Origin of the sequence: Rhizobium mongolense subsp. loessense, assembly GCF_900099775.1 — a bacterium.
Taxonomy (GTDB): Bacteria; Pseudomonadota; Alphaproteobacteria; order Rhizobiales; family Rhizobiaceae; genus Rhizobium; species Rhizobium loessense.
The window spans coordinates 251,767-265,437 of sequence record NZ_FMTM01000001.1; the positions used below are offsets into that span (position 1 = coordinate 251,767).

12 protein-coding genes and 1 tRNA gene are annotated in these 13,671 nt (G+C 58.9%); 3 read left to right on the forward strand and 10 right to left on the reverse strand.

Features of this window, described 5'->3' with window-relative positions:
- Positions 1–31: 31 nt before the first annotated feature.
- From BLP23_RS01315 to rpoZ, 3 genes are all read right to left on the reverse strand, one after another.
- Positions 32–181: a DUF3563 family protein gene (locus BLP23_RS01315; RefSeq protein WP_074067150.1), complete on the reverse strand. Its 150-nt coding sequence runs from the start codon at positions 179–181 to the stop codon at positions 32–34.
- A gap of 164 nt (positions 182–345) precedes the next feature.
- A complete protein-coding gene (locus tag BLP23_RS01320) occupies positions 346–2,559 on the reverse strand; it encodes a RelA/SpoT family protein (RefSeq protein WP_092583212.1) in 2,214 nt (737 codons plus the stop codon).
- Between the two features lie 120 nt (positions 2,560–2,679).
- Positions 2,680–3,084, reverse strand: coding sequence for a DNA-directed RNA polymerase subunit omega (gene rpoZ, locus BLP23_RS01325; protein ID WP_022714636.1), 405 nt, complete (start codon positions 3,082–3,084; stop codon positions 2,680–2,682).
- Between the two features lie 295 nt (positions 3,085–3,379).
- Here rpoZ and BLP23_RS01330 point away from each other — a divergent pair, with 295 nt between their 5' ends.
- A complete protein-coding gene (locus BLP23_RS01330) occupies positions 3,380–3,961 on the forward strand; it encodes a LabA-like NYN domain-containing protein (protein ID WP_022714635.1) in 582 nt (193 codons plus the stop codon).
- Between the two features lie 3 nt (positions 3,962–3,964).
- On the opposite strand, the gene BLP23_RS01335 is transcribed toward BLP23_RS01330, so the two are convergent.
- The 3 genes from BLP23_RS01335 to dapA all read right to left on the reverse strand — a co-directional run bounded on the left by BLP23_RS01335 (position 3,965) and on the right by dapA (position 5,862).
- The gene (locus tag BLP23_RS01335; RefSeq protein ID WP_092583213.1) at positions 3,965–4,381 is read right to left on the reverse strand and encodes a DUF3830 family protein; all 417 of its coding nucleotides are present in this window, start codon (positions 4,379–4,381) and stop codon (positions 3,965–3,967) included.
- A 3-nt stretch (positions 4,382–4,384) separates the two neighbouring features.
- On the reverse strand, positions 4,385–4,864 hold the full coding sequence (gene smpB, locus BLP23_RS01340; protein ID WP_022714633.1) for an SsrA-binding protein SmpB: 480 nt from the start codon (positions 4,862–4,864) through the stop codon (positions 4,385–4,387).
- A 113-nt stretch (positions 4,865–4,977) separates the two neighbouring features.
- Positions 4,978–5,862 (reverse strand): 4-hydroxy-tetrahydrodipicolinate synthase, encoded by an 885-nt coding sequence (gene dapA, locus BLP23_RS01345; protein WP_092583214.1) that lies wholly within the window; start codon positions 5,860–5,862, stop codon positions 4,978–4,980.
- 215 nt (positions 5,863–6,077) lie between these two features.
- Here dapA and BLP23_RS01350 point away from each other — a divergent pair, with 215 nt between their 5' ends.
- Both BLP23_RS01350 and BLP23_RS01355 read left to right on the forward strand, forming a co-directional pair.
- Entirely contained in the window at positions 6,078–8,156 is a 2,079-nt protein-coding gene (locus BLP23_RS01350; RefSeq protein WP_092583215.1) for a lytic transglycosylase domain-containing protein, read from the forward strand.
- A gap of 57 nt (positions 8,157–8,213) precedes the next feature.
- The gene (locus BLP23_RS01355; RefSeq protein WP_092583216.1) at positions 8,214–9,107 is read left to right on the forward strand and encodes an alpha/beta fold hydrolase; all 894 of its coding nucleotides are present in this window, start codon (positions 8,214–8,216) and stop codon (positions 9,105–9,107) included.
- A gap of 101 nt (positions 9,108–9,208) precedes the next feature.
- Here the strand turns inward: BLP23_RS01355 and BLP23_RS01360 are convergent, their stop codons facing one another.
- The 4 genes from BLP23_RS01360 to BLP23_RS01375 all read right to left on the reverse strand — a co-directional run bounded on the left by BLP23_RS01360 (position 9,209) and on the right by BLP23_RS01375 (position 13,600).
- A complete protein-coding gene (locus BLP23_RS01360) occupies positions 9,209–10,273 on the reverse strand; it encodes a porin (protein ID WP_092584216.1) in 1,065 nt (354 codons plus the stop codon).
- Positions 10,274–11,007: 734 nt separating this feature from the next.
- A tRNA-Ser gene (locus BLP23_RS01365) sits at positions 11,008–11,098 on the reverse strand.
- An 83-nt stretch (positions 11,099–11,181) separates the two neighbouring features.
- Positions 11,182–12,399: an NAD(P)/FAD-dependent oxidoreductase gene (locus BLP23_RS01370; RefSeq protein ID WP_092583217.1), complete on the reverse strand. Its 1,218-nt coding sequence runs from the start codon at positions 12,397–12,399 to the stop codon at positions 11,182–11,184.
- An 85-nt stretch (positions 12,400–12,484) separates the two neighbouring features.
- Complete coding sequence (locus BLP23_RS01375; RefSeq protein WP_092583218.1) at positions 12,485–13,600, reverse strand: Gfo/Idh/MocA family protein; 1,116 nt, start codon at positions 13,598–13,600, stop codon at positions 12,485–12,487.
- Positions 13,601–13,671: the final 71 nt, after the last annotated feature.

Consider the following 13,671-nt stretch of genomic DNA (forward strand, 5'->3'; position numbering starts at 1 on the left):
CTTTCGCGTCCCTGGAAGTATTGACCCGTAATTAACGGCTTCGGAACAGGCCTCGGTCAACCTGACGCTGACGGTATTCAAGATCGATACGGTCATACGAACCGTTGAGGTATGCCATTTCTCGTTCCTGTACGCTCGGAACGCGAAGTGCGCGGGCGATTTTCTTGATTGGAGTAAACATAGCGTTGGTACTTTCTCTCGTTCATTCTCTGATGACCGGAAGATAGGTGCTGCAGTGCACAATTACCAACGCTCTAATATAGGCACAGCCATGCAACGCGCGCATGCCTTGCCTTTTCCGTACGCGAATTCTGCAACAAAGCGATTATAAAATGTGCAGACGCCTCAGTCGTAGAGGCGCCGCACTGTCGCAATGCAATCCAAATCTTTCAGTTGCGCGAGCAGCTGGTTGAGCTGGCGGAGATCCCATACTTCGACATCGACCGCCATTTCGGTGAAGTCGGCGGCGACGCGCACCGTGTTTAAGGAACGGATATTCACGTCAAGGCCGGCAACGGATTGCGCCACCTTGGCCAGCGTGCCAGGCTCGTTCAATGCGTTGATGAGCACGCGCGCCATGAAGCGCGACTTGTTGGCCTCGTCCAGATCCCAGCGCACATCGATCCAGCGATCGGGCTGATCATCGAAACGTTGCAGCGCGGACGACTGGATCGGGTAGATGGTTATGCCCTTCCCCTTCTCCATGATGCCTACGATGCGATCGCCAGGCACGGCGCCTGCGGGTGCGAACTGCACGGCGATATTGCCGGAAATGCCGCGGATCGGGCCCATATCAGCATCCGTCTCCGCCTCCGTCTTGGCCTTGTCTGGAACCTTGAAGATCATGCCCGAGGCGCTGCGGACATTAAACCAGCCATCATCGCCGCTCGGCTTGACCGTCACGCGCTCATCCTGATGGTCAGGATAGACTGCGCGCAGGACATCGAGCGACGACATCTCGCCCCGGCCGACGGCTGCGATAGCGTCCTCGACATCCTTCTGGCCGAGGCGGTGCAGCGCCGGCTTCATCGCGTCTCGAGAAAATATCTTCCCCGCCCGCTCGAAGGTGCGCTCCAGAATGCGATGGCCGAGGCCGGCATATTGCTTGCGGATCGCCAGGCGCGTGGCGCGGCGGATTGCGGCACGCGCCTTGCCGGTCACGACGATCTCCTCCCACGCAGCTGGCGGCACCTGCACGCCGGAGCGGATGATCTCGACCTCGTCGCCGTTCGCAAGTCTTGTCACCAGCGGCATGATGCGGCCGTTGATCTTGGCGCCAACCGTCGTGTCGCCGATATTGGTGTGAACGGCATAAGCAAAATCGATCGGCGTTGCGCCGCGCGGCAAGGCGATCAGTTTGCCCTTCGGCGTGAAGCAGAAGACCTGGTCCTGGAACAGCTCAAGCTTGGTGTGTTCGAGGAATTCCTCGGGGCTATCGCCTTCGGCCAGCGCCTCGATCGTGTGGCGGAGCCATGAGTAGGCATTGGACTCGCGCGAGAGAATATCGCCCTCGGCATTGGTCGCGCCGTCCTTGTAAAGGGCGTGCGCGGCGATGCCATATTCGGCGATCTCATGCATGCGCTTGGTGCGGATCTGCAGTTCGATGCGCTGGCTGGAGGGGCCGACGATCGTCGTGTGCAGCGAACGGTAGTCGTTCTGCTTTGGCGTTGAGATGTAATCCTTGAAGCGGCCAGGCACGACGCGCCAACGCATATGAACGATGCCGAGCGCGCGATAGCAGGCTGGAACGTCCTCGACGAGGATGCGGAAGCCATAGACATCCGAAAGCTGCTCGAAGGAAAGCGACTTCGACTGCATCTTGCGGAAAACCGAGTACGGCTTCTTCTGGCGTCCCTTGACCTTGGCCGTCGTCAAGCCGTTGGTCACCAGCAGATCGCGCAGTTCCGTTTCGATCTTCTTGACCAGGCCTTCGTTGCGTTGCGAGAGCTCCTGCAGACGCTTCGTGACGGTTTCGTAAGCCTCCGGGTTGATATGGCGGAAGGAAAGCTCCTCCAGCTCATCGCGCATGTCCTGCATACCCATGCGACCCGCAAGCGGCGCATAGATCTCCATCGTCTCCTCGGAGATGCGGGCACGCTTGTCCGCCGACATGTGGTCGAGCGTTCGCATATTGTGCAGGCGGTCGGCCAGCTTGACGAGCAGCACGCGCACATCGTCGGAGATCGCAAGCAGCAGCTTGCGCAGGTTCTCCGCCTGCTTGGCCTTCTTGGTGACGAGATCGAGCTTCTTGATCTTCGTCAGGCCCTCGACCAACCGGCCGATATCTTCGCCGAAGAGCTCGTCGATTTCGGCGCGTGTCGCCGTTGTATCCTCGATCGTGTCATGCAGCAGAGCGACAGCAATAGTCGACTCGTCGAGATGCATGTCCGTCAGAATCGCAGCGACTTCGAGCGGATGGGAGATATAGGGATCACCGCTGGCACGCTTCTGCTGTCCATGCTTTTGCATGGCATAGACGTAGGCCTTGTTCAGCAGAGCTTCATTGGCGTCGGGCTTGTATTTCTGCACCCGCTCCACGAGCTCGTACTGCCGCATCATCCCGGAACTACTCCAATAAAAACAAAAGCGCGCCAATCACCGATTGGCGCACGCACTGGTAATAATATGCCTTAGCAATAAAGGCGCAAGATTGACGATTGGTAATCGTCTCGCGACGTGTCAGTAGTCGTCGCTCTTTTCCGGAGGCACAAGACCTTCGATACCTGCCAGAAGCTCTTCTTCCGACATCTGGTCGAAAGTGATCGTCTCGGGCTGATCGTCCTGCTCCTCGCCTTCCGCAGCCGCAACGCCGCCAGCGGCAATGAGGCTTGCTGGATCGGGCTCGGGTTCGTCGACTTCGACGTGCTTCTGCAGCGAGTGGATGAGGTCTTCCTTCAGATCGTCGGGAGACAGCGTTTCATCGGCGATTTCGCGCAGCGCCACAACGGGGTTCTTGTCGTTGTCACGATCGATGGTGATCGAGGCACCCTGGGAAATCAGCCGGGCGCGGTGGCTGGCAAGCAGAACCAGCTCGAAGCGGTTCTCAACTTTGTCGATGCAATCTTCAACTGTGACACGGGCCATTGCCTGTCCTTTACGGTCGTGATTTCGGGATTAGAACGCCCGATACAATTAAAAGCCGACGAATTCAAGTTTTTCATGCACGGCCCCGCCGTTTATGGCTCGCCCTACTAAAATTTTCGAGTGAATGTGACAATTCCACCGTTAGTTGCTTGGAATATGCCGAATCGTGCCCTAAATCTCCTTTATATGAATAATTCATAAATTAAGAATTATTCTTTCTTCGTTAACTAAGCCATTGTTTTTATGGAATTTTGACCGAAGAAGATTTGGATTACTCTAATTGGATTGGCAAGCGATGTTCGACCCACGCGAAAAAATTGCACTCTTCATAGACGGCGCCAACCTCTACGCTGCATCCAAGAGCCTCGGCTTTGATATCGATTATCGCAAGCTGTTGAAAGCGTTCCAGAAACGCGGATACCTGCTGCGCGCCTACTATTACACCGCGCTGATCGAGGATCAGGAATATTCCTCCATCCGCCCGCTGATCGACTGGCTCGATTACAACGGATACAAGGTCGTCACCAAGCCTGCCAAGGAATTTACCGACTCCATGGGCCGCCGGAAGATCAAGGGCAACATGGATATCGAACTGGCGATCGACGCCATGGAGCAATCCGAAACCGTCGACCACCTTGTCATCTTTTCCGGCGACGGCGATTTTACCACCCTGGTGGAAGCCCTTCAGCGTAAGGGCCGCAAGGTGTCGATCATCTCCACGATGGCGACCCAGCCGCCCATGATCGCCGACGACCTGCGCCGCCAAGCGGATCACTTCATCGATCTTCTGTCGCTGAAAAGCGAGATCGGCCGCGACCCGTCCGAACGCCCGCAAAAGCCTGTCGAGATCGCCCCGGCGAGCGACTTCGAGGAGTAATTCTCAATCCAAAGCCTCAAACAGGATCGGCTGGGCGCCTTTCCAGAGCACCAGTTTACCCATGTCATCGAGTTCTTCGCGGCCTTCGACAATCGTCAGGAAATGATTGCCGGCAAGAGCGCCCATCTTGCTCGCAAATGACGAGCTGCCATAGGCAATGAGCAGCTCTGTCTCGCTGTGCCCGCCCGGATAAAGCAGGATATCGCCGCGCGAGGGATGGCAGGTGTGATTTTCAAAATCCACGCCGAACTGATAATCGCCGAGCGGCACCCAGATCGCCTCCCCGCTCCATCGCGAATGGATAGTGTGATTTCGAAAGGGCAGCAGCGATGTGAACGCAGCGCAGGTTTTCGGCGCCTTTTCGACCTCCAGCTTCGCCACGAAGACTTGCGACGCCACCGAAATTTTCAGCCTTCGCATCGCTTAGCCATTGTCCTTCAGCAGGCGGCTCTTCTGCCTGTTCCAATCGCGCTCCTTCTCGGATTCGCGCTTGTCGTGCAGCTTCTTGCCCTTGGCGAGCGCCAGTTCCATCTTCGCCCGGCCGCGGTCATTGAAATAGATCTTCAACGGGATCAGCGTCATGCCTTCGCGGTTGATGCCGGCACGCAATCTGTTGATCTCGCGGCTCGAAAGCAGAAGCTTGCGGCGGCGGCGCGGCTCGTGGTTGAAGCGGTTGGCCTGCAGATATTCCGGCAGGTAGGAATTAATGAGCCAGATCTCGCCGCCTTCATCCGAAGCGTAGGATTCAGCGATATTGGCCTTGCCTTCGCGCAAGGACTTGACTTCGGTGCCCATCAGAACGAGCCCGGCCTCATATGTATCGATGATTTCGTAGTTGAAGCGGGCCTTGCGGTTTTCGGCCACGACCTTCTTCACGATACGCTGGCTGCCTTTGGGGGCCATGACTCAATCCAATCCTTGCGGGCGCGCAAAACCGCGCGCCCTCATTTCCTGCCCTTATGTAGGGGAACAGCCGAAACTTGTGAAGACGGATGCAGTCCGCCTTCCAGCCCCGCTCAGTTCAGCAGTCCGGCGTGACGCATAGCGGCATCGATTGCCGCTTCCGTCGCCGGCTCCAGCGTGGAGATCAGCGGCGAGCGCACGTTGCGCCTCATGCGTTCGAGCTTATAGAGGCCGTATTTCGCGCCGCAGAGGCCCGGCTCCAGGAAGATCGCCTTGTGCAGCGGCATCAAGCGGTCCTGATATTCGAGCGCCTTGTTGTAATCGCCGGCAAGCGTTGCTGCCTGGAATTCTGCACAGAGACGCGGCGCGACATTCGCCGTTACCGAAATACAGCCGACGCCGCCATGGGCGTTGAAGCCGAGTGCTGTCGCATCCTCGCCCGAGAGCTGGCGGAAATCCTTGCCGCAAGTGATGCGCTGTTCGGAAACGCGCTCGATCTTGCCGGTGGCATCCTTGACGCCGACGATGTTCGAATGCGCCTTGGCCAGCGCGCCCATCGTTTCCGGTGTCATGTCGACCACCGAGCGGCCGGGAATGTTGTAGATATAGATCGGCAGCCTGACGGCCTCGGCGATGGCCGAGAAGTGCGCAATCAGACCCTTCTGGGTCGGCTTGTTGTAATAGGGCGTGACGACGAGCACGGCATCGGCGCCCGCCTTTTCGGCATGCTGGGCAAGCTCGATCGCCTCGCGCGTATTGTTCGAGCCGGCGCCAGCCATGACCGGCACGCGCCTGGCCGCCGCTTCGATGCAGATTTCCACGACCCGTTTGTGCTCGCCATGCGACAGCGTCGGGGACTCGCCGGTTGTGCCGACCGGAACGAGACCACTGCTGCCTTCCCTGATCTGCCAATCGACATGGGAAGCGAAGGAGGCTTCATCAACCAGTCCGGCATCAGTGAAGGGGGTGACGAGGGCGGGAATGGATCCCTTAAACATGCGCAACTCCTCACGGCCGATATCCACGCTTCAGCCGCATTCCTTGAATATAGGTTGCGCACCATAAAGCGGCGAAATCGCCGCGACAAGCGCGCATGGATCGGTTTAGGGCAAATTCCGACATCAAATGTGAACGAATTTTACCGGTTTCGGTAAGGTTTCATTAAGAGGCCTGTTGCGAAACTCGAGGCATATTTTCCTGACGAGTATCCCGGATGAAAAGAGCTGTGTTGATCCTCTCCACCCTCGGCCTTGCGGCCGCCGCGTGGAGCAGCGCCGCCTCGCCGCTGCCTGACACGGGCGCGCCGGTACCTGAGGTAAAGCCGATCGGATTCGTGCCGCAAACCTCGGCACCTCAATCGATCATGACCGGCGCCATCCCGCGCAGCAGCACGACCGTCGCGCCCGTGAGCGGAAACCTGAAGGCCGCATTAGACGCGCTTTCCAGCAAGAATCCGCAGCAGGCCATCTCGATCCGCAACGGCATGGGCAAGGGCACGCTCGACCGGCATATCTTGACATGGGCGATCGCCGTTTCCGGCATCAAGGGCGTGCCTTCCTATGAAATCGCAGGCGCGGCACTAGAACTCAAAGGCTGGCCGGGACTTTCCAAGCTGCGCGCTAATTCCGAGCGCGCACTCTACGACGAAAATCCGGACCCGGCTGCGATCCTTGCTGCTTTCGGCGACACCGCACCGGAAACGACACCGGGCGCGATCATCCTCTCGCGAGCGCTGGTCTCTGCCGGCAGACAAACACAGGCCGCGAAACATATCCGCAAGGTCTGGCGCAGCGAAGCACTCGACAAGGAGACCGAAGACAAGATCCTGGCGGAGTTCTCAGCACTGCTCGGCGCCGCCGACCACAAGGCGCGCATGGAATATCTGATGTATCGCGGCCGGACGGCGCAGGCCAAGCGTTTCGGCGACATGGGCCAGGCGCAATCCCTCTACAAGGCATGGTCGGCGGTCGCGAGCAAGGCGGCCAATGCCGGCGCGCTCCTGAGTGCTGTCGATGGCAAATGGTCGAATGACCCAGGCTATCTGTTTGCCCGCATCGAATATCTGCGCAAGCAGGACAAATATGCCGAAGCCGCCAAGCTCCTAGCGCAAATGCCTTCGGCGCGCGATGAACTGGTGAATTCCGGCGAGTGGTGGAACGAGCAGCGCATCGTCAGCCGGGGCCTCGTCGACCAGGGCCAGTTCAAGGCCGCCTACCGTGTCGTCGCCAACCATGTCGCCACGAACCCGACAGATATTGTCGAAGCCGAATTCCACGCCGGCTGGTATGCGTTGCGAGGGCTGCAGGATCCGGCGACGGCCGAGACGCATTTCCGCAAGATTCTTCAAGTTTCGAACGGTCCGATTTCCGTTTCGCGGGCCTGGTATTGGCTGGGCCGTGCCGCAGATGCCGGCGGTGCGGGCAAGTCCAGCGAGTTCTACGAAAAAGCAGCAAACTTCCCGAGCACTTTCTACGGTCAGCTCGCAGCTGAGCGGCTGGGGCGCAAGACGCTCAAAGTCGCCTATCCGTCGCCCACAATGGAAGACCGGCAGCGCCTCCAATCCCGCGAAGCCGTTCAGGCAATTTCGCGTCTTGAGGCCGCGGGCCATGGCTGGCGTGCGGCAAGCCTTTACCTGGCGCTCGCCGAGCAGCTTCAAAGTGCCGGCGAACTTGCCATCCTGGCGGCGCAGGCGGAAGGCTCCGGCAACCATCACCTGTCGCTGCAGGTCGGCAAGATCGCCTATGCGCGCGGGATGGATGTCGCGGCGCTGGCCTTTCCTGTCGGCGTCATTCCCTCCAACGCGAATATCTCCGGCTCGGGCAAGGCGCTCGCCTATGCCATCGCAAGGCAGGAAAGCGCTTTCAACCCCGCTGCCGTCTCGTCCGCAAACGCCCGTGGCCTCCTGCAACTTTTGCCCGGGACTGCCAAGGCAGTCGCCAAGCGCCACAACATCACCTATTCAGCCGACAAGCTGACAGCGGATGCCGGCTACAACGCCACGCTCGGCGCGCATTATCTCGGTGAACAGATCGACGCCTTCGGCGGCTCCTACATCTTGACCTTTATCGCCTATAATGCCGGGCCGAAGCGCGTGCCCGAATGGATCAGCCGCTACGGCGACCCGCGCGGCAAATCCATCAATGAAATCGTCGACTGGATTGAGCGCATCCCCTTTCCGGAAACGCGCAACTATGTCCAGCGCGTGATGGAGAATTACGAGGTCTATAAGGCGCGGCTCGGGCAGACGCCGGATATCGAGCGCGACCTGATCGGCGGGCGGTCTTCATCCTGATCATTTGCTTTGGCGCTGAAGCAGGCTAGATTTCCGGAGCGCAATTGGGAAATCGCAATGTTTTCAAACACCACCGAAGGCTTCGAGGAGACGACATACCTGTCAGTCGACGGGCTCAAGCTCTACGCCCGCGACTATGGAGCCCGGAATCCGTCGGCATCCGTCTATCCGCCCGTAATCTGCCTTCCCGGCCTGACACGCAATTCCCGCGATTTTCATCAGCTTGCGCTCATCCTTTCGAAGGACCCGGAGCGCCCCAGACGCGTGGTCGCGCTCGACTATCGGGGACGCGGCCGCTCGGCGTGGGACGACAACAAGCAGAATTACAATCTCGGCGTGGAAGCAAACGACGTTCTGACCGCCTGCGGCGCCTTAGGCATCATGCAAGCCGTCTTCATCGGAACGTCACGTGGTGGACTGATCCTGCATCTCATCGCCGAGATGAAGCCGGAACTGCTGGCATCCGTCGTGCTCAACGATGTCGGGCCGGTGCTCGAACTGGAAGGGCTTCGGCATATTCAAGCTTATCTTGCAAATCCGCGAAAGCCCCGTGACTGGGACGATGCGGCCGGATTGCTTCGCGAACTGCACGAGGCGGAATTTCCCGCTCTCTCCGCCAGCGATTGGCGCAGCATGGCCTTCGCAATCTATCGCGAAACCGATTATGGGTTGGTCACGGATATCGATCCGGCCATCGCTGAGGCAGTGATCGCTGCCGATTTCAGCAAGCCGCTGCCGGATCTTTGGAAGCCGTTCGACGCGATGGCGGCGATACCGCTGCTGGTTATCCGCGGCGAGACTTCAAAACTGCTGTCAAAGGCAACGGTCGAAGAGATGCGGCGGCGGCATCCGGCAGCACGGCAGTTCACAGCGAGATGTCAGGGACATGCGCCGCTGCTGCATCTCGATGATGTGGCGGAGGAAATCCGTCGCTTTCTCCGCGACCTCTAAAGGCATCCGTCTCGGGAGCGTCGGAAGCTGACACCTACAAAGCAAAAAGCCCGGCTCGAAGGCCGGGCTTCGTGATTTGACCGAAGTCAGATCAGATTAGATTAGAACGAACGCTGCAGGCGGAAGAAGCCCGTTACGCCGTCTTCGTCTTCATCGCCATTGTCGTGGTCCTGGCTGATGTAGTTAACGGTCACCTTCGTCGTCAGGTTCTCGACGATTTCGTAGTCGAGCGTAACGCCAGCGCGCCATTCGCTGCCACCGTCGAAATCGTCGTCTGCGTCGATGTCGATGCCGTCAGTGTACTGAACAGCCGGGGTGATGGTGAACTTGTCAGTTGCCTTGACAGCATACTGAGCAGCAATAGCCCATTCGCCGTTGTCATAGTAGTCGCTCGGGCCGCTAGCCCAGACGCCGGCGAGACCGAAGGTGCCCGGTCCGATGTCTGCGTAGATGATACCACGGACAGCACCGTCGGCGCGGTCGAGGTCGTAGCCAGCGAGAAGTTCCCAGCTCATGGCGCCGAACTTGCCGCCGACAGCAGCGTCGATACCGACGTTGTTTCCACCGTTGTCGAGTTCGTCGTCTTCGCCACCGGTACGGGTCAGCTCTTCAACAGCAAGACCAGCGTAGAAGTCGCCAGAGTCGTACTGGTAACGGATCGCGTTGAAGTTGGTGTTGTTGTTGATAACTTCCGTTTCACCGGAGAAGTCATTATCCCACCAGTTGACGAACTTACCAACGCGGAAGCCGGCGAGATCGATGTAGGCTTCATCGATGACGGTGTCGTTCTGGTCATCCTGGCTGTTGGCAACGCCGTTCGGGCGGAAGTTTGCCTGATAGACGATAACGCCGGTGAGCGGACCGTATTCAGTGTCGCTCTTCGCCGTGAAGGCAACCTGACCGCGGGTACGAGCCGACCAGTCTTCGCCGCCGCCGTTGTCAGCAACGTCACCAGCAGACCAGTCAACCTGGAAGCGGATGTAGCCTTCGATCTTGAGGCAGGTTTCCGTGCCCGGGATGTAGAAGTAGCCGGTGCCGTAGGCGTCGCAGACGCGAACGTATTCAACCGGTTCCGGCTCAGCAGCGACGATAGCGTCAGCGGCCTGAGCACCGGAAACTACTGCGAGAGCAGCAGCGGAGCCGAGAAGAAGGCTCTTGATGTTCATAGTGACCTCCAATTCAAAGTTTCGATCGGGTCTGGGATTTTTCGCCTTGAGCAGCGTTCCCTGCCCCATCCCCATGTTTCAAGAAGTCGGACGATCAACCGCCCTCGCTTCCGAGGTTGAAAATACAAGACCGCGCCTGTCACGCAATCACCAACTTACTCCTTTGTGGTATTTGCATCAGCCTTACCGCCGCCCTGTTGCTGAAAGGCCACAAGTTGGGCAGGCGCCGCCGCATTTCTTTATGCTTTGTTAAGAAACTGCCGGTTTTGCAGGGGTTTAGCATCACCTCACATGTATGGCACGACGTATCCTGTGCCGCATTGATACCAATTTCCAGCCAGATTCGGCGGCTCTTATGTCACCCAAGCAATGCGACCATGGGCGAGGAGGCATCCGAATTGACGATGCTTCGCCGCAGGAATCACTTCCGGGTGAGAATTGATTCTCTTCAGGCGATTCTGGCGCGGAGGGATTCAATTTCACAGGCTGCGTATCGGCCGAGGGCAGATCAAACCAATTTTGTGGTTTCCCCCCATCTGCGAGATAGGTAATTGCCCGAAGGAGCTGGTCGGCGTTTATACCGGAACGCGATTGTCGGCGATGCTCAGGCAGCAATGGATGCCAAACACAGGGTCGATCTTGATACGGGCATTTCCTACCGGAAGGTAGGGAGAGCGTCTGCAAGACTTAGGTACGTTTTGTTACCTATGTCTTCGGTATGGACACAGAGATTATGGCGGAGAGGAAGGGATTCGAACCCTCGATACGCTTTTGACGTATACTCCCTTAGCAGGGGAGCGCCTTCGACCACTCGGCCACCTCTCCGGTGGGAGCCCTGATAGAGTCATTCGGCAGGTGAAGCAAGCGCTTTTTCGGCTTCCACCCGGGAAGAAAACAATGCTGTGATCTTAAGCCAGCAACTGCTTGAGATCGGCGGCCGCGTCCACCAGCACGGCCTTGTCGGGATTGATTCCTGTTTCCAGCAGCTTCTTGCCCGTCACATAGGCCTTTGCGTCATTGATCGCGTCGACGGCGATGAACTGGCCATTCCTGAAGTACCAGACGGAATGTGCGCCTTCGCGGGCGCCGGGGCGCAAAAGGGTTTCGTCGTAGCCGAGGTTGAAGCCGGCAATCTGCAGCTTGACGTCATACTGATCGGACCAGAACCATGGCTTCGGGTCATAGGGAGCGTCACCGCCGGCAATGACCGCAGCGGCGGCTTCAGCCTGGTCGACGGCGTTCTGTACCGATTCGAGTCTTATCCGCCCATCCTGCCAGGGTTGCACGGCGCAATCGCCGGCGGCAAAGATCGACGTGTCCGAGGTGCGGGCGAATTCGTTGACGAGGATGCCGTTCGCAACGTCAAGACCGGCTTCCTTGGCCAGCTGGTCGTTCGGCACGACGCCGATGCCGACGATGGCGAAATCGATCTCGATCACCGAGCCGTCAGAGAGCTCAGCGCCGCAAACATGCCCATCCCTGCCGACGAGACGCTTAAGCCCGGTCTTTTCGCGAATTACGACATCATGGCTCTCGTGGATCGCGCGGATGATATCGGCCGTTTCCTTGGCGGCAACGCGCTGGAGAATGCGGTCGGCCATTTCGATGACGGTCACTTCGAGCCCGCGATAGCGCGCAACGGCTGCCGCTTCGAGACCGATATAACCGCCGCCTATAATAAGGACGCGCCGACCGGGCCGCATCTCGTCGGCGAGGAGGTCCGCATCGCGCTTGTCGCGGGCGACATAGACGCCGTCGAGATCGCCACCGACGGCTGCCGGCAGCCTGCGCGGCGTCGAACCCGTGGTCAGCGCCAGCGTGCCGTAGTCAAGGATCGAGCCGTCCTGCAGCGCGACCTGCTTCTTGTCGCGGTCGATCTGCTCGACCCAGGTCGCAAGTCGGATTTCGACATTATTGTCCGGATACCAGTGCTCGGGGCGGAACACCAGCCGGTCGAAGGTCATCTCGCCGAGCAGGTATTTCTTCGAAAGCGGCGGCCGCTGGTAGGGAAGAACGTCCTCGGCGCCGATAATGGTGATTGGGCGAGTGTCGTGCAGCGCGCGCAGCTTTGCGGCCATCGCGAAACCCGCCTGCCCCGCACCGATGATTACCAGTCTGTCCGTCACGGTCCCACTCCCAGAAGCAGCGTTATTATAGAGGCGAGACGTAGCCCCCGCCCTTGGCGCCGTCAACAGGAAGCGATCTTGCCCGTTAGCCGATCTCGATCCAGCGGCGCTCGTGGAAGGACTGTGCCATGGCATGCACCGACCTCTCTATCCTGAGACCGTCTTCGAACGTGACCAAGGACGACGGCTGACCGGAAATGGCGCGGATCAGCTCGCGGCATTCGATGATCTTCAGGTCGTTGAAGCCGAGGCCATGGCCCGGCGCGGGAATGAAGCGGCCGTAAGGCTGGTGGGCGGGCGCTGCGAGAATCTTGCGGAAGCCCTGCTCGGTGCCGCGGCCTTCGGCCTGATAGAGCTCGAATTCGTTCATGCGTTCCTGATCGTAGGCGATCGATCCTTTCGATCCAAAAATCTGCAGTGCGATGCGGCCCTTGCGGCCCCAGGCGGCACGGTTTGCCATCAGTACGGCGGAGATGCCGCCGCCAAGACGCATCAGGACGTTTGCGCCATCGTGGTTCTCGACCGCACGGCGACCGCCTTCCATGAGCGGACGGTCGGCATAAGGTTTAACCATGTCGGTAATGACCGCTTCGACGTGGCCAAAGAGATACCAGAGCAGCGACAGCGGATGCACGGCAAAATCGTCAAGCGCGCCGTAACCCGAAGATAGTTCGCTCTTCCAATAAAAGAGGCCCTCCGGATCGGCCATGAAATCCTCATCCATCTCGAGGCGCATGTGATTGACAACGCCGATCGCACCCTCGCCGATCAGCGTCTTGATGTGCCGCATGACCGGGTTCTGGATATAGTTGTATCCGAGAACGGCTACCTTGCCCGAAGCCCTCGCCGCTTTCAGCATGTGCTCGGCATCGGCAAAGGCGGGAGCCATCGGCTTTTCGCACCACACATGTTTTCCGGCCTCGAGCGCCGCAATTGCCATTTCGGCATGGAACTGGTTCGGTGTGGTAACGGAGACGACATCGACTTGCGGATCGGCAATCAGCGCTTTCCAGTCGGCCGTCGCCTTTTCGAAGCCGAATTCGGCAGCGCGCGATTTCGCGAGGTCTGCGTTGGCTTCGGCGAGATGCACGAGCCTTGGACGCTCGACATCACCGAAGACAGTCTTCACCGCATTCCAGGCCAGCGCGTGGCACTTGCCCATATAACCGGTGCCGATCAAACCGATGCCGAGTGGTTTCATTTCCCGTACTCTCCTCCATATCTGCGATGACTTTTGGAATATTTGGACCGTTTTGACAAGGCGGCAATTTG

Coding starts and splice junctions, on each gene's coding strand:
- BLP23_RS01330 (WP_022714635.1), top strand. CDS start 3,380: ATGTTCGACCCACGCGAAAAAATTGCACTCTTCATAGACGGCGCCAAC.
- rpoZ (WP_022714636.1), bottom strand. CDS start 3,084: ATGGCCCGTGTCACAGTTGAAGATTGCATCGACAAAGTTGAGAACCGC.
- dapA (WP_092583214.1), bottom strand. CDS start 5,862: ATGTTTAAGGGATCCATTCCCGCCCTCGTCACCCCCTTCACTGATGCC.
- BLP23_RS01315 (WP_074067150.1), bottom strand. CDS start 181: ATGTTTACTCCAATCAAGAAAATCGCCCGCGCACTTCGCGTTCCGAGC.
- smpB (WP_022714633.1), bottom strand. CDS start 4,864: ATGGCCCCCAAAGGCAGCCAGCGTATCGTGAAGAAGGTCGTGGCCGAA.
- BLP23_RS01350 (WP_092583215.1), top strand. CDS start 6,078: ATGAAAAGAGCTGTGTTGATCCTCTCCACCCTCGGCCTTGCGGCCGCC.
- BLP23_RS01355 (WP_092583216.1), top strand. CDS start 8,214: ATGTTTTCAAACACCACCGAAGGCTTCGAGGAGACGACATACCTGTCA.
- BLP23_RS01375 (WP_092583218.1), bottom strand. CDS start 13,600: ATGAAACCACTCGGCATCGGTTTGATCGGCACCGGTTATATGGGCAAG.
- BLP23_RS01360 (WP_092584216.1), bottom strand. CDS start 10,273: ATGAACATCAAGAGCCTTCTTCTCGGCTCCGCTGCTGCTCTCGCAGTA.
- BLP23_RS01320 (WP_092583212.1), bottom strand. CDS start 2,559: ATGATGCGGCAGTACGAGCTCGTGGAGCGGGTGCAGAAATACAAGCCC.
- BLP23_RS01335 (WP_092583213.1), bottom strand. CDS start 4,381: ATGCGAAGGCTGAAAATTTCGGTGGCGTCGCAAGTCTTCGTGGCGAAG.